Genomic DNA, 21,449 nt, shown 5'->3' on the forward strand with positions numbered 1-21,449 from the left:
ATATTTTATAGCTTTTGAATAGTTTCAAAAAACAATTGACTCAATTTCGCATCAGCCATCCCAGCAACTTCCATTATTTCAGGGATATTAACGGGTTTTAAATTGTCTGGATCACATTCATCTGTAATCACACTTATCGCTGCACATGGCAATCCTAGTTGATTCGCCACAATAACCTCTGGTGTGGTACTCATACCTACCATATCTGCGCCTATAAAACCCAAATACCTGTATTCTGCTCTGGTTTCTAATTGAGGTCCAAAAACAGAAGCATACACTCCTTTTTTTAGATTTACGTCTAAGTTTACTGCTTGCTCCACCAAAATACTGTTCAATCGGGCATTGTATGGCGCACTCATATCTGGAAAAATACCACCGTATTCAAAGCTATTCAAGCCAGAAAGCGGACTGCCTCCTTGTAAATTGATGTGATCATCTAGCACTATTAAATCTCCTTTTTTGAAGCTTTTATTGATTCCACCAGCCGCATTACTCAAAAATAATTGCTGAATTCCTAATTTTTGCAAAACGCGAATAGGAAACGTTATTTGTTGCAAACTGTACCCTTCGTAAAGATGGAATCTACCTTGCATCACAATAACTTTTTTAGAACCTATCGTTCCAAATAATAATTTCCCCTTATGAAATTCTACTGTAGAAACTGGAAAGTGTGGGATTTCAGCATAATCAATGGTCTGTTCTACTTCTAAATAATCTAAAAATTTACCTAGCCCTGTACCCAAAACGAGACCCACTTCTGGATTTAATATTCCCTTTGAAACCAGATAATCAGCCGACTGCGAAATTTGTTCTAAATATGCCATACTTTAAAAAACTATTGTTGGTAAATTTCGTAAATATTAATAGATTTACAAAAAAACATTCTATGAAACATCTAGTAATATTATTTTTTTTCACACAAATGGGTTGGTCTCAAACCACAGATTATGTTAGAATTTCACAAAAACTTATAGAATCTTTAAAGTCTAAAGAAACTAATACGAAGGAATATATAGACATTATTGCTAATGCAAATGAGGAGGAGTTAATCAACCAATTAAAAACTGATGATTTAAAAAAGACTTTTTTCATTAATGTGTACAATGGTTTTACCAATTATTCTCTAAGAAAAAACCCAGGACAATATAAAGACAGAGGAGCTTTTTTTAAATCGGAACAGTTTACTATAGCAAAGAATAAAGTGAGCTTAGATCTTATTGAACATGGGTTCTTGAGAAAATCGAGTGTTAAATTGAGTTTGGGTAAATTGAGTAAAATTTTCCCGCCCCAAATAGAAAAAAAATATCGAGTCGACAAAATCGATTACAGAATTCATTTTGCTTTAAACTGTGGGGCAAAAAGCTGTCCACCCGTTTCTGCATATGACTCAAAAAACATAAATGAGCAATTAGACAAGTCAACAAAGAATTATTTAATGACAGATGCTAAATACGATAAAACAAAAAACATTTTGTTTGTACCTTCATTAATGAGCTGGTTTAGAGGTGACTTTGGCAATAAAAAAGGAATTTTAAAAATTTGTAGTGACCTAAAAATCATTCCGAAAGAGGCAGATCCAAAGTTAGAATACAATGATTACGATTGGACTTTATATTTAGAAAATTTTAAATAATAATAAAAATAATAATACTTATGGACAAGAATTATTACAATTCAGACGATTTAAAAAAATTTGGTAACATAGTCGATTTTCAAAAGGAAATGGGCGAAAAATTCTTTGGGTATTACGGTGAAGTTTTCAAAGAAGGCGCCTTGACAGCCAGAGAAAAATCATTGATTGCTTTGGCGGTATCCCATGCTGTTCAATGCCCGTATTGTATAGATGCTTACAGCTTTGATGCTTATGAAAAAGGATATAGTGAGGCTCAAATGATGGAAGCAGTTCATGTTGCAGCAGCTATACGTGGTGGTGCAAGTTTAGTTCACGGAGTTCAAATGATGAATAAAGTTAAGAAAATTAGTTTATGAGTGAGTTCAAGAGAATCAAACTAAAATCATTAAAATCCAATGCCAATTCTTTGTCAAAGGCAGCCAATCAAATCAACCTTTTAGAACAAAATCCTGAAGATTTCACACCTTTTAGAACAAAATTAGGGGAAATTAATTTGAATCCCTTGCCACCGACTGCCTTGGAAGTGTTCCAAATCAATCTAGGTAAAATGTGCAACCAAGTTTGTACGCATTGCCATGTTGATGCAGGTCCCGATCGCAAAGAGATCATGACCAAAGAAACCATGGAGATAATTTTAGAAATTTTGAAATTAAACCCTAATTACAAAGTGGTTGATATGACTGGTGGCGCACCAGAGATGAATCCAAATTTTAGATGGTTTGTCGAGGAAATTAGTGCACTAGGCATTCAAATGTATGTAAGATGCAATCTAACGATCATCACCGCCAATAAAAAATACAATAACTTACCGGAATTCTTTAAAAAACACAAAGTAGAAGTAATATCCTCTTTGCCCTCTTACTCTAAAGATAGAACTGACAAACAACGAGGTGATGGTGTTTTTGAAAGCTCCATAAAAGCATTAAAAATGCTGAATGAAGTAGGATACGGGAAAGAGGCTTCTGGCTTAACATTAAATTTAGTTTACAATCCTGCAGGTGCTTTTTTACCTCCAGATCAAAATGCCCTCGAAAAAGAGTATAAACTTGCACTTGAAAAAGATTTTGGTATTGTGTTCAATAATTTATTTGCGATAACCAATTTACCAGTATCTCGTTATTTGGATTACTTAGTCTCATCTGGAAATTTTGAAGACTATATGAGTAAACTTATTGACGCTTTTAACCCAACAGCCGCATTGAATGTGATGTGTAGAAATACAATTTCTATTGGTTGGGATGGCTATATTTATGATTGTGATTTCAATCAAATGTTAGAGTTGAAAGTGGCTTGCAGAGATTCCCAACACATTTCTGAGTACAATTCCGATTCACTATTAAATAGAAACATCATTGTTAGCAATCATTGTTATGGTTGTACGGCTGGCTCTGGAAGTAGCTGTGGCGGTGCAGTTGCTTAATTAATAGCAACTAAAAAAATATAAGTCAACCTAAATTACAGCAAACAAAAATAAACTTTAGAAGTTCAATAACAAAAGAACAAACTTTAAAAAAACTACTTACTAAAATGGAAAATTATTTAGACGCAACCGTCAACTTATACCGAGATGCAGCACTAACCCCAGACGTAGGATTATGTTGCACAACCACACCTATTTGGAAATTCCCAGGCCTTGAAATTCCAAAAATAATGCAAGAAATGAATTATGGATGCGGAAGCACAATTTCGGCCCAAGACTTGATTAACAATCCAAAAATTTTATATGTAGGAGTTGGAGGCGGAATGGAATTATTGCAATTCTCCTACTTTTCTCGTCAAAAAGGGGGTGTTGTAGGTGTAGACGTTGTTGACGAAATGCTAGAAGCTTCACGCCAAAATTTTATAATCGCAGAGCAAGAAAATGATTGGTTCAAAAGCGAATTTGTAGAGCTTAAAAAAGGAGATGCTTTAAACTTACCAATAGAAGACGAAAGCATTGATATTGCAGCACAAAACTGCTTGTTCAATATTTTTAAGACGGATGACTTGAAAAAAGCATTGCAAGAAATGTATCGTGTGCTAAAACCACGCGGACGATTAGTAATGAGCGATCCTACTTGTGAGCAAGAAATGAATGAAACCTTGAGAAACGATGACCACCTGAGAGCACTTTGCCTTAGCGGAAGCATCCCAATTAAGGAATACATACAAATGCTGACTGATGTTGGTTTTGGAACTATCGAAATTAGAGGCAGAAGACCGTACCGAATTTTAGATACGGAGAACTATGCTACTGATGAGCTTATCTTTATTGAAAGTATCGAAGTGTGCGCTATCAAAGACCCAATGCCAGAGGATGGAGCATGTGTATTTACAGGTAAAGCCGCTATTTATTATGGTAAAAATGCCTATTTTGATGATAAAAAAGGACACACATTATTGAAAAATCAACCTTTAGCAGTGTGCGATAAGACCGCTCAAGCACTTGCTGATTTGAACAGAGACGATATTTACATTAGCGAATCAACCTTTCACTATAACGGTGGAGGCTGTTGCTAAAACAACAAAAGCTGCAACTGCAATTTTAGTTGCAGCTTTTATTATACTATTTATGCAAAATAAAAATGCCATACTACTCTTTACCAAAAATCCGGAACTTGGGAAAGTAAAAACGCGCCTAGCAAAAACTATTGGTAACGAAAGAGCACTTGAAATTTATAAAAAACTTTTGACCCATACCCAATCTATTGCAAGTCCAATTGATGCGGATAAATTTGTCTTTTATTCGGATTCCATCAATAATGACGATCAATGGAGCGCTACTGATTATTATAAAAAACTACAGTTTAACGGAGACTTAGGCCAACGCATGGCTGCCGCATTTGAAGAAGTTTTTAGCCTTGGTTATCAATCGGTTTGTATAATCGGAAGCGATTGTTTTGAATTGACCTCAGCAATAATTTCTGACGCTTTTTCAAAATTAGAGAATCATGATGTTGTTATCGGACCTACATATGATGGAGGTTATTATTTATTGGGAATGAAACTTTTGCATGAACCTCTTTTTCAAAATAAAAACTGGAGCACAGATACTGTTTTTCCGGATACCATAAATGATTTTGAAAAACTAGCGGTAACTGCATATCATTTGGAAAAATTATCAGATATTGACGAAGAAAAAGATTTACCTGAACATTGGAAATAAACTACGTTGTATCATCTCTTTAAAATAGCAGCTTCCCTCGCAATAAAAATCTATTGCAGGAAAACCGTGGCTTATTTTGATCCAAATTTTGTTTTGGATGGACCAAAAATCATAGCGTGCAATCATCCAAACTCTTTTTTTGATGCAATAAATATTGCAGTTCAGTACCCCAAACCCATTTATTTCCTAGCTCGTGGAGATGCTTTTAAGAAACCATTAGTTGCCTTATTTTTAAAAAGCTTGCATTTAATTCCCATTTACAGACTAAGTGAAGGAAAAGAAAATCTAAGTAAAAATATGGAGACTTTTGAAATGTGTCTGACGCTGCTAAAGCAGAATCAAACTATTTTAATTTTTTCTGAAGGAATTTGCGTCAACGAATGGAATCTAAGACCTTTGAAAAAAGGAACCGCTCGACTGGCTTTACTCGCTTTGAAGGAAGGTATAACAAACTTAGAAATTGTGCCTACCAACATCAATTATTCTTCATTTTCAAAAAACCCAAAAGACAGTATTCTTAATTTTAACGCGAGTTTCAAACCTGAAACTTTAACTAAAAACCCAGAAGCTACATTCTACAATTCGTTTACCGAATTGCTAAAAGTTGGTATTTTACAAAAAATGATTGTGAAAAACGATCTTTCGGATGTTACTTTATTTCCTAAGTTAAATACAATAGCAACCAAAATTAAGAAGATTTCGCTGGCTATTCCGGCATTAATTGGCTTTTTAGGGAATTATTGGATCTATCACATTTTTAAAATAATGGCTTTGAAGAAAACAAAAAATACGGTGTTCTATGATTCGGTACTATTTGGGATGCTACTACTTTTTTATCCAGTAATCATCGTACTACTTTCTATTGTGATTTCAGTAATTTTCAATTTCAAAATTGGACTTTTATTTTTCATGACAATGCCAGTAAGTGCTTGGTGCTACAAACTGTACAAGAGTTTCTAAATCACTTTACTTTACTTAAAGCGAGCATTTTTATCATCCATTTGGGTAATGGTTTTTCCTGATTTCGCTTTCTTAAATCTAAATACCAACCCATTTTTTTCAGGATAGGCACTCTATGTGTTTCAACGAGTTCAATTAAGGTACCATCAGGATCTTCTATGTAACAAAAGCGACCAGACGCATTATCCATTGCAAAGGTATTATTACTATCAACAGTAAAATCTAATCCCCGACTTTGTACGTGTGTTTTTAAATCGTCCATGGCTATAACATCAAAACAAAGGTGAATAAAACCACAATCACCCCAATACCTATTTCTATAAATTTTGGGTGCTTGTTGATCTAAATTTTGAATCAATTCAATCGTAACATTTCCTAATAATTTATTAAAAGCACCTTTACCAGTAGCGCTTTTATGGAGTCCAATTTTTCTGAAATTATGATTATTTTCATTGATTTTGATATCATAAAGTACGGTATCTAGCCCAAGAATAGTTTGGTAAAACTCGATCGACTTTTCTATATTTGACACTCCTATTACCGCCCCTATAACACCTCCCAAATCATGTTTGTCTTTTTGAAACCAATCCTCGGATGGAACTATTTTGAATGTATTGCCTTGGTTATCTGTTACATAAAAATAGTGAATACCACTTTGACAAATATGTAATTTTGAAGTATTTAGTCCCGAAATATTAGAAAGCCTTTGATGTGATTTATAAATATCAGCCGATTTAATAATGGCAGCAAAAATTCCGATATCACCCAAATTGACCGTATTTACTTTGCTCGGAACTCGATCCAAAAACTGCCATAGCTCAAAACCGCCTCCGCCTCGTAAATTCATCGTTAAGATTGCTCTTCTATTGAATTCTTGGCCGCCAGTATATTGCGTCATTAAGCTGGCTTTAGCCTCATCATCAAAAATTAAAACATCCATTCCAAATAAATGTTTGTACGTATGTTTAGCCTTTTCAGCATCACATACTCCTATTCCGATTTGTTGAATTCCTGATAAAAATTGATGCATACCCTACTTAAATTATTTTTGTAAACCTTTTGAATGTGCGATTTTATAGTACAGCGAAGGAACAAACCACCACAACCATAACAAGAGTCGCTCCGCTTGACCAATAATAACCGTTTTTTTATTGGATTTTATACCACTAATTATTTTTTTGGCACAAACATCGACTTTCATGCCAACTTCATTGTTCGCATCCGTCGCGCCAAATTGCTGACCATCACCCAATAAGGCATTTTTAGAAATATTGGTGTCGATCCTTCCTGGATATACGATAGAAACAGTAATATTGGTTTTATACAATTCGCATTGTAGCGTTTCTAAATACCCCTTAATGGCGTGTTTCGATGCGGAATAACCCGATCGTAGCGGAAAACCAATTAAACCAGCAATGCTACTAATTACGGTAATATTGCCTTTATTGTGTTTTTTAAAATGAGGTAATATGGCTTGTGTAATTGCTACTGGAGCAAAATAATTGAGGTCCATTAATTTTTTATAAACAGCAATAGCCGTTTCTGATGCTTCGGCACGCTGACTAATTCCCGCGCTTTGGATCACGCAGTCAATAGTACTTTCTAGTGCTAAAGCACGAGATACAAGATCAGGTATACCATCTAAATTCAATAAATCATACGGTAAAATATAGACTTTTGAATAATTCATTTCGGCTGCTACATCCTTCAAAAGTGATTCATTAGAAGAGGTTAGAATAAGTGTTGCACCTTGTTGAGACAATTGAATGGCTAATTCTTTGCCAATACCAGATGAAGCACCAGTAATCCAGACCACTTTATCTTTAAAATGCATTTTTTCGGTAGCTTAAAAGTTCTTTATATTCATTGATCATATCCGATTGCGAAGCACCTTTTTTATACATCTTAACTATTTTTAAATTAGCCAGCTGAACGGTTAACCAGGAGTTTTCCTCATATTTTCTTGCAGAAACTAACGTTGCTTTTGGAATAAGTTTGAAAGTAGCATTTTTCCAAAGACGCTCCAAGTAGTCATAGTCTTCCATAATAAACATTTCCTCGTTGTATGAGCCCACTTGATCCCACACTTTTTTGGTCACAAAAATGCCTTGGTCACCACCTCTAAAAAAAAGGTAATTAAATTGAGTAAAAAAAGAATTTATTCGTAGCAACAAATTAGAACTATCAAATCGTGTTCTAAAACTGCCACAATCGAAATTGTTTTGAATTGCATTTTCTATCAGATCAAAAAAAGTAGGTGGTGGTAAACAATCTGCATGAACAAAAAAGTAAACTGTTCCAGTAGCATTCTGTGCACCATAATTCATTTGTCCGGCACGCCCTTTGAGTGGTGAGTGCAATGCTTTTATGCCTAAACTTTCCGCTATTGCAATGGTATTATCGGTACTGCCAGCATCTGAAATAATTATTTCATACGCTTTACCCAACAGATTATTTTGCAAATACGTGATTGTTTTTCCAATTATTGCTGCTTCATTAAATGTTGGGATAATAATGCTTAAAATCATACAGAGAAATTTAATAGTATTCTAATGCCTTTTTGAAAGTGAGAGCATGTTAATTAGCTACTTCACTTATGAATTTGATGCGCATCAATCGCAGTTCATCAATATCATAATCTCCATCAAATTCTCTGAGTGCATTTTCTATATTATCTGATTCCGATTCCATGAAATAGTCATGAATTTCTTCCTGTTGCTCATCGTCAAGCATATCATCAATCCAATATTTAATATTCAGTTTGGTTCCTGAATACACTATTTGTTCCATTTCTTTTATCAAATCATCCATCTTCAACCCTTTAGCGGAAGCGATATCATCAAGCGATAATTTTCTGTCGATGTTTTGAATAATATATAGCTTATTGACTGAGTTGACTCCAGTTGACTTTACTACCAAATCTTCTGGGCGAATAATATCATTATCAGCGACATAACGGCTTATTAATTCTAAGAATGCTGCACCATATTTTTTAGCTTTACCCTCTCCTACTCCATGGGCGTTTATTAATTCCTCTTGTGAAATAGGATATTTCAGAGCCATGTCTTCAAGCGAAGGATCTTGAAATACCACAAATGGAGGTACGCCTAATTTTTTAGCTACTTTTTTACGCAAATCACGCAACATACCCATTAATACTTCATCGGCGGTACCACCAGCTTTGGCGGCGGTGACTATGGCTTCATCTTCTGACTCGTTGTATTCATGATCTTCAGACATCATAAAGGATTCCTTATTCTTGATAAAATCCAATCCCTTTTCGGTAATTTTTACAATACCGTACGTCTCAATGTCTTTCGATAAAAATCCAGCTACAAGAACCTGCCTCAATAATGCCATCCAATATTTTTCATCAAACTCAGAACCACAACCAAAAAACGATTGCGTATCTGTTCGATGTGCCTTTATGACCGCATTGACTCGTCCAATAAGCGTAAAAACAACTTCTTTTGATTTGTATAAATGTTTGGTATCGCGAACTACTTCTAGTAATTTCACCACTTGATCGCAAGCTTCTACTTTTCTTTTTGGGTTGCGAACATTGTCATCCATATCTGCACCATCTCCTGTCACTTCATCAAATTCCTCTCCGAAATAATGCAACAAGAATCTCCTTCTAGACATTGATGTTTCGGCGTAAGCCACAACCTCCTGCAATAAAGCAAATCCTATTTCTTGCTCTGCTATAGGTTTGCCCGACATGAATTTTTCTAATTTTTCTACATCTTTATAGGAGTAATACGCTAAACAATGCCCTTCGCCACCGTCACGACCTGCACGACCCGTTTCTTGATAATAACTCTCTAGTGATTTAGGGATGTCATGGTGTATCACAAAACGCACATCCGGTTTATCAATTCCCATCCCAAAAGCAATGGTAGCTACTACAACATCTACATCTTCCATCAAAAACATATCTTGATGTTTGGCACGAGTTTTAGCGTCTAATCCCGCATGATACGGCACAGCACTAATTCCGTTTACTTGTAGCACCTCTGCAATAGCCTCTACTTTTTTGCGGCTCAAGCAATAAATAATTCCTGATTTTCCTTTGTGTTGTTTGATGAAACGAATAATATCCGATTCTATATTTTTCGTTTTGGTACGTACTTCGTAATATAAATTTGGCCTGTTAAAGGACGCTTTGAAAGTTGTCGCATCAGACATATCCAAGTTTTTAAGGATATCTTCTTGTACTTTGGGTGTAGCAGTTGCGGTAAGACCAATAATAGGAACATCGCCTAATTGCTTAATGATGTGCTTTAGATTTCGATATTCCGGTCTAAAATCATGGCCCCATTCAGAAATACAATGCGCTTCATCTATCGCTACAAACGAAATTGTTACATTTTTAAGAAAGTTCACATTCTCCTCCTTTGTCAAGGATTCAGGCGCCACATAAAGCAATTTTGTCAATCCAGACGTAATATCTTTTTTTACTTGTGTGATTTCAGTTTTCGTAAGAGAAGAATTTAATACATGAGCGACCCCATTTTCTGAAGATAAACTTCGAATGGCATCCACTTGATTTTTCATTAAAGCAATTAGAGGAGAAACTACTATAGCAGTACCCTCTTGAATCAAAGCAGGCAATTGATAACACAGTGATTTTCCTCCTCCTGTAGGCATGATCACAAAGGTATTCTCTTGGTTTAAGATACATTTTATGACTTGTTCCTGCAGCCCCTTAAATTGGCTAAAGCCAAAATATTTCTTTAATTCTTTGTGTATGTCAATTTCGTTTGAATTCATTCCTTATTATATGGTATTTTGTTTAAATTTGCGATACCTAAAGGTACAAATTTCTTTTACACACACAAATTTTAATCATTCTGTTTTGATATCTAAAGAAAATATATTGGCTAGCGCCAAAAAAACTATTTTATCGGAAAGCGAATCTATTGCCAAACTAACTGATTTTCTTGATGAAAACTTTATTGAAGCAACACAAAATATCTACAATTCTAAAGGACGATTAATTGTAACAGGAATAGGGAAAAGTGCTATTATTGCTCAAAAAATGGTCGCAACATTTAACTCGACTGGAACGCCATCGCTATTTCTTCATGCCTCAGAGGCAATACACGGAGATTTAGGAATGATTCAAAATGATGACAGTATCATTTGCATCTCTAAAAGCGGGAACAGTCCAGAAATTAAAGTTCTGGTACCACTTTTAAAACGATTTGGAAATACAGTAATAGCCATAACAGGAAATACAGGTTCTTTTCTGGCAAAAGGTGCCGATTTTGTTTTGAACACCACAGTAGATTCTGAAGCTTGTCCTAATAATTTAGCGCCAACAAACAGCACAACTGCGCAATTAGTTATGGGCGATGCACTTGCCGTTTGCTTAATGGAAATGCGTGATTTTAAGCCGGAAGATTTTGCTGTTTACCATCCTGGTGGTGCATTAGGCAAAAAATTATTGTTGCGCGTAAAAGATATATTAGAACATACTCTAAAACCTATGGTTTCACCTGATGCGTCAATTAAAAAGGTTATTTTCGAAATATCTGAAAAACGTTTGGGTGTTACAGCAGTGGTCGATGCAGAAAGAGTAGTAGGAATTATCACAGATGGAGACATAAGACGCATGTTGAACGACAGAGATTCATTTAGCGATTTGACTGCAAAAGACATTATGACCAAAAATCCAAAATTAATTCCATCTACCGCTATGGTCGTAGATGCATTGAATATCTTGGAAGATTTTTCAATCACACAATTAGTTGTGGTCGATGAAGGTGTGTACCAAGGAGTGTTACATTTACATGATATTTTAAAAGAAGGTATATTATAATGGCAAAAAAAAACTTAAACGAAATGTCGTTTTTAGATCATCTTGAAGAATTAAGATGGTTGTTGGTTCGAAGTACTATTGCAATTTTAATCCTTGCAACCGTTACTTTTTTTGTGAGTGATTACATCTTTGACGTGATCATTTTTGGTCCAACTAATGCTAATTTCGTTACCTATCGGTTTTTTTGTGACCTGTCTAATCAATTGGGTTTCGCCGAGAGTATTTGTGTAACAGACATGCCTTTCATCATTCAAAACACCAATATGGAGGGCCAAATTAACGTTTTGATTTGGACCTGTATCACTGCCGGATTTATTCTGGGTTTTCCATTTATCCTTTGGGAAGTATGGAAATTCATCAGTCCTGCCTTGTATGAAAAAGAGAAAAAACACGCAAGACTTTTTATTGTCTCCTCTTCTTTACTTTTCTTTTTAGGAGTATTGTTTGGCTATTATGTCATTGTACCCATGTCTGTTAACTTTTTTGCTACGTTCACCGTTAGTACAGTTGTCAAAAATCAGTTTAGTATCGACTCGTACATCGGAATGGTAAAAACAAGTGTAATCGCTTGCGGATTATTTTTTGAATTACCCATAATTATCTATTTCCTAACTAAACTAGGATTAGTAACGCCTGAATTCTTACGAAAATACTGGAAATATGCAGTTATTATAATTTTAATTGTAGCAGCAATTGTTACTCCTCCAGACGTTGTGAGTCAAATTATTGTAACCATTCCGATGTTGTTAATATACGAAGCTAGCATCTTCATTTCAAAAATAGTAGTAAAAAATCAAAAAAAAGTAAATGGCTGATATCATAGAAGAATTCAACGAGTACCGTTCTAAAATGAACGAAAAATTATTGGCAGACAACAATAAAATTGTAAAACGCATTTTTAATCTAGACACCAATGCCTATGCTGCGGGAGCGCTAGATGTGAAAACAAAAGAACTTCTGGGACTAGTAGCCTCAGCTGTTTTACGTTGTGATGACTGTGTAAAATACCATTTGGAAACCAGCCACAAGGAAGGGGTTACCAAAGAAGAAATGATGGAAGCCATGGGAATAGCGACTCTAGTTGGCGGAACAATTGTGATTCCTCATTTACGAAGAGCCTATGAATTTTGGGAAGCATTAGAAGAAGCAACAACCAAATAAATTGTTAAGAAGTTAAATCGTTTAATTGTTTATTCGTTTATTTGATACGATTAAACGAATAAACAGTTAACACATTTAAACGATCAAACTAAAAAAAATGAAATTAAGAGCCGAAAATTTAATCAAAACCTACAAAGGAAGAAGTGTAGTAAAAGGCATTTCGGTAGAAGTGAATCAAGGCGAAATCGTGGGGCTCCTTGGTCCTAACGGTGCCGGAAAAACAACTTCATTTTATATGATTGTAGGATTGGTTAAACCAAATTCCGGGAATATATTTCTAGATAATCTGAATATTACAGATTACCCGATGTACAAGAGAGCACAACAGGGAATTGGATACTTAGCACAGGAAGCTTCTGTTTTTAGAAAATTAAGTATCGAAGACAACATATTAAGCGTACTGCAATTAACTAAACTTTCCAAAGCCGAACAAGAGGCAAAGATGGAAAGTCTAATTGAAGAATTCAGTTTAGAACACATTCGCACCAACCGTGGGGATTTACTATCTGGAGGCGAACGCCGTCGTACCGAAATTGCACGTTGTTTGGCTACTGATCCAAAATTCATATTATTGGATGAACCTTTTGCGGGTGTCGATCCTGTAGCTGTTGAAGATATTCAAAGAATTGTAGCCCAATTGAAAAATAAAAATATCGGAATTCTTATTACCGACCACAACGTACAGGAAACCTTGGCTATTACTGACAAAACCTACCTAATGTTTGAAGGCGGAATTCTAAAAGCTGGTATTCCAGAAGAATTAGTAGAAGATGAAATGGTACGCCGCGTGTATTTAGGGCAAAATTTTGAATTGAGAAAAAAGAAATTGGAATTTTAGGAAAGCTCGAAATAATTTTTTTGTACTTGCTATATCCTAATTAGAAAATAATCATTTCAAAAAACACACATCTAAAAAAACTATACCTTTGAAAGATGAATATAATTAACCAAAACAAAGAAACAATTAAAAATTTATGTGAAACACATAATGTAGAAAAGTTATATCTTTTTGGTTCTGCAACGACTTCTTCTTTTAATGAAAAAAGTGACATTGATTTTTTAGTAAAATTTAAATCTTTTGATTTAAAACTATACTTCATAAACTACATCGACCTTAAAAACAAACTTAAAAGTTTACTACACAGAGATATTGATTTAGTGGAAGAACAAACTTTAAAAAACCCTTACTTAATCAGTTCCATTGAAGAAAATAAAGAATTGATTTATGGATAAAAAAATCCTAAAATGGCTCTATGATGTCAAAGTATCTATTGATGAGATAAATAGTTATTTTAATGATGAAAAGATGGGTTTTTTTGAATATAGAAAAAACTTGATGAGAAAAAGAGCCGTAGAACGGAATCTTGAAATCATTGGAGAAGCCATAAATAGAATATTAAAGACCGACAGTTCTTACACTTCAAAAATTACTGATGCAACCGCAATCGTTGGATTGAGAAACCAGGTTATTCATGCTTATGATAACATATCTGATGAAACTATTTGGGCTATACTCACTAATCACTTGCCAAAATTAAAAATCGAAGTAGATAAATTATTGAAAGGCAACTAAAAAACTACTCCACAGTAATAAACCGCAACTGTTGCAAATCTCCATTGTAAATATTGACATCGACATTCCCTTTAATTCCAGGAATGGAAGCCTTTTCGGTAAATTGCCAAAACAACCAATCTTCGGCTATTTCTTCTCTGTAAAAATTATAATTGGCTATCCAAAAAAGATAATCGCTGAACTCTTCTTTCAAAAAATCATCGTAATACCGTTCACCAGTATAAATGATAGGTTTTACACCATAATGCGCTTCTACAGCATTTAACCATCTTTTCAATCCTAATTTAAGATTTTCAATCGACTGGTTTTTAGGCAATTTTTCAATATCTAAAACGGGAGGTAAATCACCTTTTTGGAGTTGTACTGTTTTAATAAAAAGTGCCGCTTGTTCGAGTGAATTTTCATTGGGACGATAGTAATGATAGGCACCACGAATCATTTTGTTTTCTTTGGCGCCAAGCCAATTTCTATTAAACTGAAGATCCTTCCGGTCCTTTCCAATAGTAGCTCGAATAAATACAAAATGCAACGGGTATTTTTTTTCTAAAGTATCAACATAACTCCAACGTATCCTTCCTTGGTATTCGGATACATCCAAGCCGATACTTTTTCCCTCATGTTTTTCCAAAACCTGATAGTTTCGAACATCAGAAATACGTTTGGCCTCGCTTTCTTCCCGCAGTACTTTATCTGATTTAAAACTAAAATAGTACGCTAAACCACCCCTGTAATGATAAACTATGACAGCAAAAAGCATGAATAAAACAGCAACAATACAATAACGCAAAAGCTTTCCGGATAAAACAGTTCCTTTCTTTTTAGGTTTACGAACTACCGTAGTTTTTCTTATGATCGTTTTTCTTTTCATCCAAAAAAAACTACTTTTTAAGCACTTTATTATTCACTATAGACAACACGACATAAAAAATAATCACTAACGGAATTCCTAAATAGCGCAAGAATATCAATAGCAAAAGGGACAAAGTTAAAAAGACAATTTGAAGTGCATTTTCTTTAAAACTAAATTTCTTGATCTTCAAAGAAAATAACGGAATTTCAGCATTCAACATATAAACACTCAAAACAGATATCACTAATAAAAACCAAGGATTTGTCAATAGTTCGATGATAATCAAAGAATCAGTATATTTTAACACCAAAGGCAAGCTTAAAATAAACAAGGCATTTGCTGGCGTTGGCAAACCTATAAAAGAGTCGGTTTGACGGGTATCGATATTAAAATTCGCTAAGCGGTAACAAGAACCCAATGTAATCAAAAAACCCAAATAAGGAAACCATTGCATATGGGCGACCACTGCTGTAGACGAATGATCAATCATCATTTGAAACATTACTAAACCCGGCACCACACTACTGGTGACCATATCTGCCAAAGAATCCAATTGTAAACCTAGCGGACTCGAAACGTGGAACAACCGTGCAAAAAAACCATCGAAAAAATCTAAGAAAATACCCAAACAAACAAAATAAAATGCCATTTCAAAATCTTGGTTGAATGCAAAAACAAGGGCGATGCAACCGCAGAAAAGGTTGAGTAAAGTAATCGTGTTGGGGATGTGTTTTTTGATTGTCATATGTATACTATTTGGTAAACCACAGTTGGCAAATTTAGTATAATATGTGGATCGAAAATACGTTTTGTAAGGAAGATTTGAAAGAAACTCTACTGGCATTATTATTAACAGCACCAAAATTTAGAAACGTCTGAATTTCTAAAGAGACAAAAGATGTACTAACAATATTCTATTGCAGCTCATTCATTCTTAAATTTATTTGTTGAAAAGGAGAAATAAGCTCGCTAAAAAATTATATTTTTGATAAAAATTAAACAGTCCTATCGATTGTAAAAAACACCCCATTGAAAACAAGCTTCCTAATAGCCGCGGTATTGGTCAGTACACTTCATTATAGCCAAACCGTACGTAAATACTCGAATGAGTTTATGAATATCGGCGTGGATGCCAGATCATTAGGCATGTCTAACACGATGGTGGCTGCGACTAGCGACGTGAATTCTGGGTATTGGAACCCATCGGGATTAATCAATCTTGAGGACCAACAAGTGGCCGCCATGCATGCTAATTATTTTGCCAATATAGCCCAATACGATTATTTGGCTTATGCTAGCCCTATTGATGATAGAAGCGCTTGGGGAATTTCCTTAATCCGTTTTGGTGTTGACGATATTTTAAATACAACAGAATTAATCGACAGTCAAGGCAATATTGATTACAATCGCATCAGTCTTTTTTCAACGGCTGACTATGGCTTTACTTTTTCGTACGCACGCAAACTGCCTGTTCCTGGATTTCAATATGGTGTAAACGCGAAAGTGATCCGAAGAATTATAGGTAAATTTGCCAACTCCTGGGGTTTTGGTTTTGATGTAGGAGTACAATTCGAAAAAAACAATTGGCAATTTGGATTGATGCTACGAGACATCACAACAACCTATAATGTGTGGAATATAGACGAGGAGGAATATAAGAAAATCGCAAATGCCATACCTGGAGAGAATCAAGAATTACCAGAAAGTACTGAGATTACAGCCCCAAAAGCACAATTGGGAATCGCTAAAAAATTCATTATCCGATACGATTATAGCATTCTGGCTGCTGCCAATATGAACATGCGGTTTGCTAAAACCAACGACCTTATTGCTACTAATTTTGTAAGTGTGGATCCGGCTTTGGGATTAGAATTTGGCTATACTGATTTGGTTTTCGTTCGTGCTGGTGTAGGTAATTTTCAAAATGTACAACAACTTGACAATTCTGAAAAAATAGGTTTTCAACCTAATATTGGATTGGGATTCAAATACAAAGGCATTCAAATTGATTATGCTCTTACTGATCTAGGCAATCAAAGCACAGCGTTGTACTCTAATATATTTTCTATTAAGGTGGACTTAGGCATGTTCCGAAATTAATTTAAAATTCAAACATTTAAAAAAATGAACCTACCTTCTTTCAAAAAAACAGTACTACTTTTTCTTTTGATTTATACTGCTAGTTATAGTTTTGGACAAACCATTTCCTTATCAAATGCAGCAAAAGTCAGCATTATTACTTGTGGAACAGGAAATGAATCCTACTCTCTTTTTGGACATACAGCTATTCGCGTAAGTGATGCGGTTCTAGGTGTTGATGTGGTATACAATTATGGTGCTTTTGATTTTAGTACTCCAAATTTTGTTATGAAATTCGTGAAAGGTGATCTACAATATTTTGCAGTTGCACATCCCTATCTGGAATTCATTAATCAATATGGATACGAACAGCGATCGGTTTATGAGCAGGAACTTACTATTTCGCTAGCCATGAAACAAAAATTATTTGATAACCTTAACACCTCTTTAGCATCGGGCGATAGCCATTACACCTATAAGTTTATAGACAAAAACTGCACTTCGATGGTTGTTGATATTATCAATAAAACACTAAACACAACCGCTATTGTCAAAAATACAGATACAAATCGTACCTACAGAACCATTTTATTTCCCTATTTCGACGGTCATTTTTATGAAAAACTAGGAACCAGCGTTATCTTTGGTACTAAAGTAGATGAAATGGGAACCAAAATTTTCCTACCCTTTGAACTGCTTAAAAGTTTAAAAAAAGTTTCTTTTGAAAGCCATCCTTTAGCCTCAGAAAATAAAACTTTGCTAGAGTTCAAAAAAGAAACACCGATTTCGTGGTGGAATAATCCCTACACCTATATTATTTTCCTTGCATTTATTGTAGTACTAAACAAGAAACCCATCAATCTATTTTACCTCAGCGTAATGGGATCATTAGGAATCTTTTTTACATGGATTGGTTTGTATTCGTCACATTTAGAATTAGGATACAATTACAATATATTACTTTTTAATCCTACATTATTGGGGTTGCTTTACTTCTATTGGACCAAAAACAAAAAAGGTATTTACAATCTGGCGGTGGTAAATGTATTCTTTTTAATTATTTACATTTTTGTACTGATCAACAAAGCACATTTTCTGTTAGTCTTACCTTTAGTAGTATGCAACGGATTTATTTTAGTGAGAATAGCAATTCAAAATAAAAAACGCATTCCAATTATCATTTAAAATTGCACTAAAATCTTATGCAATTGAGTAACACCTATTTTTATTACAAAAAGCAAAGGCACAATCAGAATTTGAAATAATAATTTAAGAATTTGAATTACTGTCCTCTGTAAAATAAAACAGTTGTAATTGTTTTGAATGCAATGCTTAAATCCAGAAAAATACTTCGGTGTTTTATATAATACAAGTCGTATTGTAATTTTATCAAACTCTCATCTATAGTGGCACCATACGAATAATTCACTTGTGCCCATCCTGTGAGACCTGGTTTTATAATATGCCGTGTTTCATAAAAAGGCATAATTTTAGCAATTTCTTTAACAAAAAAAGGACGCTCAGGTCGGGGACCAATCACTGCCATATCGCCTTTTAAAATATTTATAAATTGAGGAAATTCATCAATTCTAGTTTTTCTTAAAAATTTACCAAATATCGTCACTCGATCATCATTTGTAGTTGTAAAAACGGCACCATTCGTTTCGGCATTGCTAACCATAGTCCTAAATTTAAAAATTTCGAAAATTACGCCATCTTTTCCCACACGTTCTTGGGTATAGAACAACTTCCCGCGATTTCCTATTGTATTTCCTATAACTACAAATGGAGTAACTATAATACCAATACCTGCACCTAACAATGAAATTAAAATTTCAAAAAGCCGAACATTTATGAGGTAGAGTTTGTTTTGGTTGCTTCGGCTAAAAGGAAAGAAACGATAAAAATCCCGAGACATATACTGTACCGGAATGCGTTGCGTTTTGCTTTCATATACCTGAGTATATTCTCTAATGATGATGCTTGATTCTAATAAACGAAGTAATTGCTGATACAAATCAGGAGTCATTCCCGCCGTTTTTTGGGACGCGATCACTACTTCGGATATGTTGTTTTGTTTCACAAAAGAGAATAAGTAATCTCTTTTTATATTTTTACAATAAGGATAATCTGCTGTGGCGTCTTCGGCACTATCGATATTTACGAATGCTATTATTTTGTAGTGAGGATCAATGTTCTCTAATCCTGAAATCAATTCTTCAACCTGCTCGGTATCACAAATTAAAACTGCATTTTGAAAAAAACGATTAGAAGCTAAAAACGAAACATAAAACATGCGCCACATCAATAGAGCAAAAAAAACAACCAGATAAAATAAAACAATCTGAATTCTATTCGAAGGAAGTTCGGGAGAATAAATCGGTGTTAATAAATACACAAAAACAGTTGTTGATGCCGTAAGGATTAAACTCTTGAAAACTTGAAACTGATTGCTGGCAACCTGAAGATTATACATTTCGAAAATAGTACCAAAAAAATTAAGGTAGACACCAAGAAATACCATCCAATACCAAGTATTTGTAACTCGAACTAAATAATCTACATCAAAATAATTTCCAATTAAAATTAAAAAAACAAAAACAAAAAACACATCGAAAACTCGAAGGATCATCTTTCGCTCTGATATTTCAAAATGTATTTTGTGATCTAAAAACATAGTTTATATAGCTTTACAATTGCAATTTAACGCTTTTGATTTTAAATAAATTTAAGAAATGTTACTGTTTTTAACAATTTTTTAAATAATTGGCAATTTTGTTTATTATCTGTCAATTTTGAAGTCCAAACTTGAAAAGTAGTTTTACAAAAGAAGCATTAAAAAGTTAAAGATTTATGATAAAATTTGTGTGTACCACTATCAATCGTCTCCCTTTTTGCGAGGAAATCCCAACTGGATATTTAATAGTGATAAGGAATAAACAAAAGCAGGCGCTGCGGTTCGCATGGCGGCATGATTAATAGTCAAAAACCAAAAAGCAACAAAACACAACAAAAACATATTAAACTTGTTCTCTAAGTACAATACTAAAGGGGTGAAAAATAAAATCAATAATCCTAAGATTCCAAGCGTTCCGTGTTCGGCCAGCATGCGCGTAATTTCATCATGAGACAAGACTTTAACTCCTGTTTCGTCCTCTCTAATTTCGGCTCCTTTGCCCACTCCTACCCCAAAAATTGGGTTTTTCAAGAAGCTGACAATCTCGTTTTGAGCAACATCTTCCCTTCCTGTAAATTGACTCTCTTTAGCCCTTCCTGCGGCATCTTGATTGGCGTATCGTTTGTCAATAAGTCCGCCCGTTTGATAAGACGTATAGGTCCAAGTAGCAATTATACCGATAATCATAAAAACAATAATGTAGTTGAGTTTGACCCTGCCACTAAAATTAGATTTAAAATATAAAAAAGCCAACAACAAAATAATCATCAAAAAACCCGTAATCATACCTCCTCTAGAAAACGTAACCATCCCCCGATACGTGATATTTAAAACTAGTATCAGGTTAAGAATGGTTTGGAATTTTGTTTTTGAGTCTAAGATGATTCTCGAAAAAAAAATAAACATTCCCAATCCTAAAATAGTAGCCACTTGGTTGGGCCCGTAACCACCTGAAGTTTCAAAACTAGACTGTGTACTAGTGATCACATCGCGAATATTAGGAGTGTACAACGTTAAATACACCATACAAGAAACAATAGGCAGTCCCATACTTAACAAAATCGTATTAATTTGTTCTAGTGCCATCTTACGTCTAAAAGTGTATAAAGAGGCTAAACCCAAACAAACTGGACCTGAAATATTGAATGCTATCGCCTTTCTAATATTCGTATCAAAATTCAAAGTAAATGTTGAAATAATTACACTTGGAATTAATAACAGAAGAAAAATCCAATAGGGGGCAGCCCCTTTCGCAAAACCATTATAATACATTCCTATAAAAATAAAAACAATAACCCCATACTTAGAAATCTCATACAAAGGATTGCCATCGGTCATTCTCAAAAAAACTTCACTCCCTACAACATAAGCCGCTGCAATTAGTGCTTCATTATTTCTATTTTGTTTTTTAATAATGTAGTATGCCCCAAAAATAAAAATACCGTATCCAAATATTTTTGAAGTCAAGGGTACATAGAAAGCCAATGCTCCAATAAGGACATGGAACAAAATTAAATAGAGATAGGATTGGTCTTCTTTTTTCATTT

Annotated in this window: 23 protein-coding genes; 14 read left to right on the forward strand and 9 right to left on the reverse strand. The window is 34.4% G+C overall.

Going from position 1 to position 21,449, the window contains the following annotated elements:
• Window positions 1-5: 5 nt before the first annotated feature.
• The gene (locus ACNQGO_RS01655; protein WP_417983964.1) at window positions 6-824 is read right to left on the reverse strand and encodes a purine-nucleoside phosphorylase; all 819 of its coding nucleotides are present in this window, start codon (window positions 822-824) and stop codon (window positions 6-8) included.
• A gap of 62 nt (window positions 825-886) precedes the next feature.
• Between ACNQGO_RS01655 and ACNQGO_RS01660 the strand changes: the two genes are divergently transcribed.
• The 6 genes from ACNQGO_RS01660 (at window position 887) to ACNQGO_RS01685 (ending at window position 5,738) form a co-directional block, all read left to right on the forward strand.
• Window positions 887-1,633 carry a DUF547 domain-containing protein gene (locus ACNQGO_RS01660; RefSeq protein WP_417983965.1) on the forward strand — a complete coding sequence of 249 codons (747 nt, stop codon included), beginning with the start codon at window positions 887-889 and terminating at the stop codon, window positions 1,631-1,633.
• 20 nt (window positions 1,634-1,653) lie between these two features.
• Entirely contained in the window at window positions 1,654-1,989 is a 336-nt protein-coding gene (locus ACNQGO_RS01665; protein WP_417983966.1) for an arsenosugar biosynthesis-associated peroxidase-like protein, read from the forward strand.
• Complete coding sequence (arsS, locus tag ACNQGO_RS01670) at window positions 1,986-3,053, forward strand: arsenosugar biosynthesis radical SAM (seleno)protein ArsS (RefSeq protein WP_417979318.1); 1,068 nt, start codon at window positions 1,986-1,988, stop codon at window positions 3,051-3,053. The genes ACNQGO_RS01665 and arsS overlap by 4 nt, the downstream gene beginning before the upstream one ends.
• A 107-nt stretch (window positions 3,054-3,160) precedes the next feature.
• Window positions 3,161-4,132 carry an arsenosugar biosynthesis arsenite methyltransferase ArsM gene (gene arsM, locus ACNQGO_RS01675; RefSeq protein WP_417983967.1) on the forward strand — a complete coding sequence of 324 codons (972 nt, stop codon included), beginning with the start codon at window positions 3,161-3,163 and terminating at the stop codon, window positions 4,130-4,132.
• Window positions 4,133-4,184: 52 nt separating this feature from the next.
• The gene (locus ACNQGO_RS01680; RefSeq protein WP_417983968.1) at window positions 4,185-4,778 is read left to right on the forward strand and encodes a TIGR04282 family arsenosugar biosynthesis glycosyltransferase; all 594 of its coding nucleotides are present in this window, start codon (window positions 4,185-4,187) and stop codon (window positions 4,776-4,778) included.
• A gap of 66 nt (window positions 4,779-4,844) precedes the next feature.
• Complete coding sequence (locus ACNQGO_RS01685; RefSeq protein ID WP_417983969.1) at window positions 4,845-5,738, forward strand: 1-acyl-sn-glycerol-3-phosphate acyltransferase; 894 nt, start codon at window positions 4,845-4,847, stop codon at window positions 5,736-5,738.
• Between the two features lies 1 nt (window position 5,739).
• Here the strand turns inward: ACNQGO_RS01685 and ACNQGO_RS01690 are convergent, their stop codons facing one another.
• The 4 genes from ACNQGO_RS01690 to recQ are packed head-to-tail and all read right to left on the reverse strand — an operon-like array spanning window position 5,740 to window position 10,511.
• Entirely contained in the window at window positions 5,740-6,768 is a 1,029-nt protein-coding gene (locus ACNQGO_RS01690; protein WP_417983970.1) for a VOC family protein, read from the reverse strand.
• 12 nt (window positions 6,769-6,780) lie between these two features.
• The gene (locus ACNQGO_RS01695) at window positions 6,781-7,572 is read right to left on the reverse strand and encodes an SDR family oxidoreductase (RefSeq protein ID WP_417983971.1); all 792 of its coding nucleotides are present in this window, start codon (window positions 7,570-7,572) and stop codon (window positions 6,781-6,783) included.
• Window positions 7,562-8,266 (reverse strand): TIGR04283 family arsenosugar biosynthesis glycosyltransferase, encoded by a 705-nt coding sequence (locus ACNQGO_RS01700; RefSeq protein WP_417983972.1) that lies wholly within the window; start codon window positions 8,264-8,266, stop codon window positions 7,562-7,564. Before ACNQGO_RS01700 ends, ACNQGO_RS01695 begins: the two co-directional genes overlap by 11 nt.
• 49 nt (window positions 8,267-8,315) lie before the next feature.
• A complete protein-coding gene (gene recQ, locus ACNQGO_RS01705; RefSeq protein ID WP_417983973.1) occupies window positions 8,316-10,511 on the reverse strand; it encodes a DNA helicase RecQ in 2,196 nt (731 codons plus the stop codon).
• A gap of 85 nt (window positions 10,512-10,596) precedes the next feature.
• Here recQ and ACNQGO_RS01710 point away from each other — a divergent pair, with 85 nt between their 5' ends.
• From ACNQGO_RS01710 to ACNQGO_RS01735, 6 genes are all read left to right on the forward strand, one after another.
• Entirely contained in the window at window positions 10,597-11,562 is a 966-nt protein-coding gene (locus ACNQGO_RS01710) for a KpsF/GutQ family sugar-phosphate isomerase (protein WP_417983974.1), read from the forward strand.
• Window positions 11,562-12,377, forward strand: a complete 816-nt coding sequence (gene tatC / locus ACNQGO_RS01715; protein ID WP_417979313.1) for a twin-arginine translocase subunit TatC — start codon at window positions 11,562-11,564, stop codon at window positions 12,375-12,377. The genes ACNQGO_RS01710 and tatC overlap by 1 nt, the downstream gene beginning before the upstream one ends.
• Window positions 12,370-12,723, forward strand: a complete 354-nt coding sequence (locus ACNQGO_RS01720; RefSeq protein ID WP_417983975.1) for a carboxymuconolactone decarboxylase family protein — start codon at window positions 12,370-12,372, stop codon at window positions 12,721-12,723. Before tatC ends, ACNQGO_RS01720 begins: the two co-directional genes overlap by 8 nt.
• Window positions 12,724-12,820: 97 nt before the next feature.
• Entirely contained in the window at window positions 12,821-13,561 is a 741-nt protein-coding gene (gene lptB, locus ACNQGO_RS01725; RefSeq protein ID WP_417983976.1) for an LPS export ABC transporter ATP-binding protein, read from the forward strand.
• Window positions 13,562-13,656: 95 nt separating this feature from the next.
• Complete coding sequence (locus tag ACNQGO_RS01730) at window positions 13,657-13,956, forward strand: nucleotidyltransferase family protein (protein ID WP_417983977.1); 300 nt, start codon at window positions 13,657-13,659, stop codon at window positions 13,954-13,956.
• Window positions 13,949-14,296, forward strand: coding sequence for a HepT-like ribonuclease domain-containing protein (locus ACNQGO_RS01735; RefSeq protein ID WP_417983978.1), 348 nt, complete (start codon window positions 13,949-13,951; stop codon window positions 14,294-14,296). Before ACNQGO_RS01730 ends, ACNQGO_RS01735 begins: the two co-directional genes overlap by 8 nt.
• Before the next feature lie 4 nt (window positions 14,297-14,300).
• On the opposite strand, the gene ACNQGO_RS01740 is transcribed toward ACNQGO_RS01735, so the two are convergent.
• Window positions 14,301-15,164: a glycoside hydrolase family 25 protein gene (locus ACNQGO_RS01740; RefSeq protein ID WP_417983979.1), complete on the reverse strand. Its 864-nt coding sequence runs from the start codon at window positions 15,162-15,164 to the stop codon at window positions 14,301-14,303.
• Between the two features lie 10 nt (window positions 15,165-15,174).
• Window positions 15,175-15,891 carry a CDP-alcohol phosphatidyltransferase family protein gene (locus ACNQGO_RS01745; RefSeq protein WP_417983980.1) on the reverse strand — a complete coding sequence of 239 codons (717 nt, stop codon included), beginning with the start codon at window positions 15,889-15,891 and terminating at the stop codon, window positions 15,175-15,177.
• 284 nt (window positions 15,892-16,175) lie between these two features.
• On the opposite strand from ACNQGO_RS01745, the gene ACNQGO_RS01750 reads away from it, so the two are divergent.
• Together ACNQGO_RS01750 and ACNQGO_RS01755 are read left to right on the forward strand one after the other, a co-directional pair.
• Window positions 16,176-17,246, forward strand: coding sequence for a putative type IX sorting system protein PorV2 (locus ACNQGO_RS01750; protein ID WP_470303415.1), 1,071 nt, complete (start codon window positions 16,176-16,178; stop codon window positions 17,244-17,246).
• Window positions 17,247-17,270: 24 nt separating this feature from the next.
• On the forward strand, window positions 17,271-18,410 hold the full coding sequence (locus ACNQGO_RS01755; RefSeq protein WP_417983981.1) for a lipoprotein N-acyltransferase Lnb domain-containing protein: 1,140 nt from the start codon (window positions 17,271-17,273) through the stop codon (window positions 18,408-18,410).
• Between the two features lie 97 nt (window positions 18,411-18,507).
• Here the strand turns inward: ACNQGO_RS01755 and ACNQGO_RS01760 are convergent, their stop codons facing one another.
• Window positions 18,508-19,902 carry an exopolysaccharide biosynthesis polyprenyl glycosylphosphotransferase gene (locus ACNQGO_RS01760; protein ID WP_417971450.1) on the reverse strand — a complete coding sequence of 465 codons (1,395 nt, stop codon included), beginning with the start codon at window positions 19,900-19,902 and terminating at the stop codon, window positions 18,508-18,510.
• Window positions 19,903-20,103: 201 nt separating this feature from the next.
• Window positions 20,104-21,447, reverse strand: a complete 1,344-nt coding sequence (locus ACNQGO_RS01765; RefSeq protein ID WP_417971448.1) for an O-antigen ligase family protein — start codon at window positions 21,445-21,447, stop codon at window positions 20,104-20,106.
• Between the last annotated feature and the right edge of the window lie 2 nt (window positions 21,448-21,449).

Source organism: Flavobacterium frigidum, assembly GCF_048286735.1.
In the GTDB taxonomy this organism is placed as follows: Bacteria; Bacteroidota; Bacteroidia; order Flavobacteriales; family Flavobacteriaceae; genus Flavobacterium.

Coding starts and splice junctions, on each gene's coding strand:
- ACNQGO_RS01655 (WP_417983964.1), bottom strand. CDS start 824: ATGGCATATTTAGAACAAATTTCGCAGTCGGCTGATTATCTGGTTTCA.
- ACNQGO_RS01660 (WP_417983965.1), top strand. CDS start 887: ATGAAACATCTAGTAATATTATTTTTTTTCACACAAATGGGTTGGTCT.
- ACNQGO_RS01665 (WP_417983966.1), top strand. CDS start 1,654: ATGGACAAGAATTATTACAATTCAGACGATTTAAAAAAATTTGGTAAC.
- arsS (WP_417979318.1), top strand. CDS start 1,986: ATGAGTGAGTTCAAGAGAATCAAACTAAAATCATTAAAATCCAATGCC.
- arsM (WP_417983967.1), top strand. CDS start 3,161: ATGGAAAATTATTTAGACGCAACCGTCAACTTATACCGAGATGCAGCA.
- ACNQGO_RS01680 (WP_417983968.1), top strand. CDS start 4,185: ATGCAAAATAAAAATGCCATACTACTCTTTACCAAAAATCCGGAACTT.
- ACNQGO_RS01690 (WP_417983970.1), bottom strand. CDS start 6,768: ATGCATCAATTTTTATCAGGAATTCAACAAATCGGAATAGGAGTATGT.
- ACNQGO_RS01695 (WP_417983971.1), bottom strand. CDS start 7,572: ATGCATTTTAAAGATAAAGTGGTCTGGATTACTGGTGCTTCATCTGGT.
- ACNQGO_RS01700 (WP_417983972.1), bottom strand. CDS start 8,266: ATGATTTTAAGCATTATTATCCCAACATTTAATGAAGCAGCAATAATT.
- recQ (WP_417983973.1), bottom strand. CDS start 10,511: ATGAATTCAAACGAAATTGACATACACAAAGAATTAAAGAAATATTTT.
- tatC (WP_417979313.1), top strand. CDS start 11,562: ATGGCAAAAAAAAACTTAAACGAAATGTCGTTTTTAGATCATCTTGAA.
- ACNQGO_RS01720 (WP_417983975.1), top strand. CDS start 12,370: ATGGCTGATATCATAGAAGAATTCAACGAGTACCGTTCTAAAATGAAC.
- lptB (WP_417983976.1), top strand. CDS start 12,821: ATGAAATTAAGAGCCGAAAATTTAATCAAAACCTACAAAGGAAGAAGT.
- ACNQGO_RS01730 (WP_417983977.1), top strand. CDS start 13,657: ATGAATATAATTAACCAAAACAAAGAAACAATTAAAAATTTATGTGAA.
- ACNQGO_RS01735 (WP_417983978.1), top strand. CDS start 13,949: ATGGATAAAAAAATCCTAAAATGGCTCTATGATGTCAAAGTATCTATT.
- ACNQGO_RS01740 (WP_417983979.1), bottom strand. CDS start 15,164: ATGAAAAGAAAAACGATCATAAGAAAAACTACGGTAGTTCGTAAACCT.
- ACNQGO_RS01745 (WP_417983980.1), bottom strand. CDS start 15,891: ATGACAATCAAAAAACACATCCCCAACACGATTACTTTACTCAACCTT.
- ACNQGO_RS01755 (WP_417983981.1), top strand. CDS start 17,271: ATGAACCTACCTTCTTTCAAAAAAACAGTACTACTTTTTCTTTTGATT.
- ACNQGO_RS01760 (WP_417971450.1), bottom strand. CDS start 19,902: ATGTTTTTAGATCACAAAATACATTTTGAAATATCAGAGCGAAAGATG.
- ACNQGO_RS01765 (WP_417971448.1), bottom strand. CDS start 21,447: ATGAAAAAAGAAGACCAATCCTATCTCTATTTAATTTTGTTCCATGTC.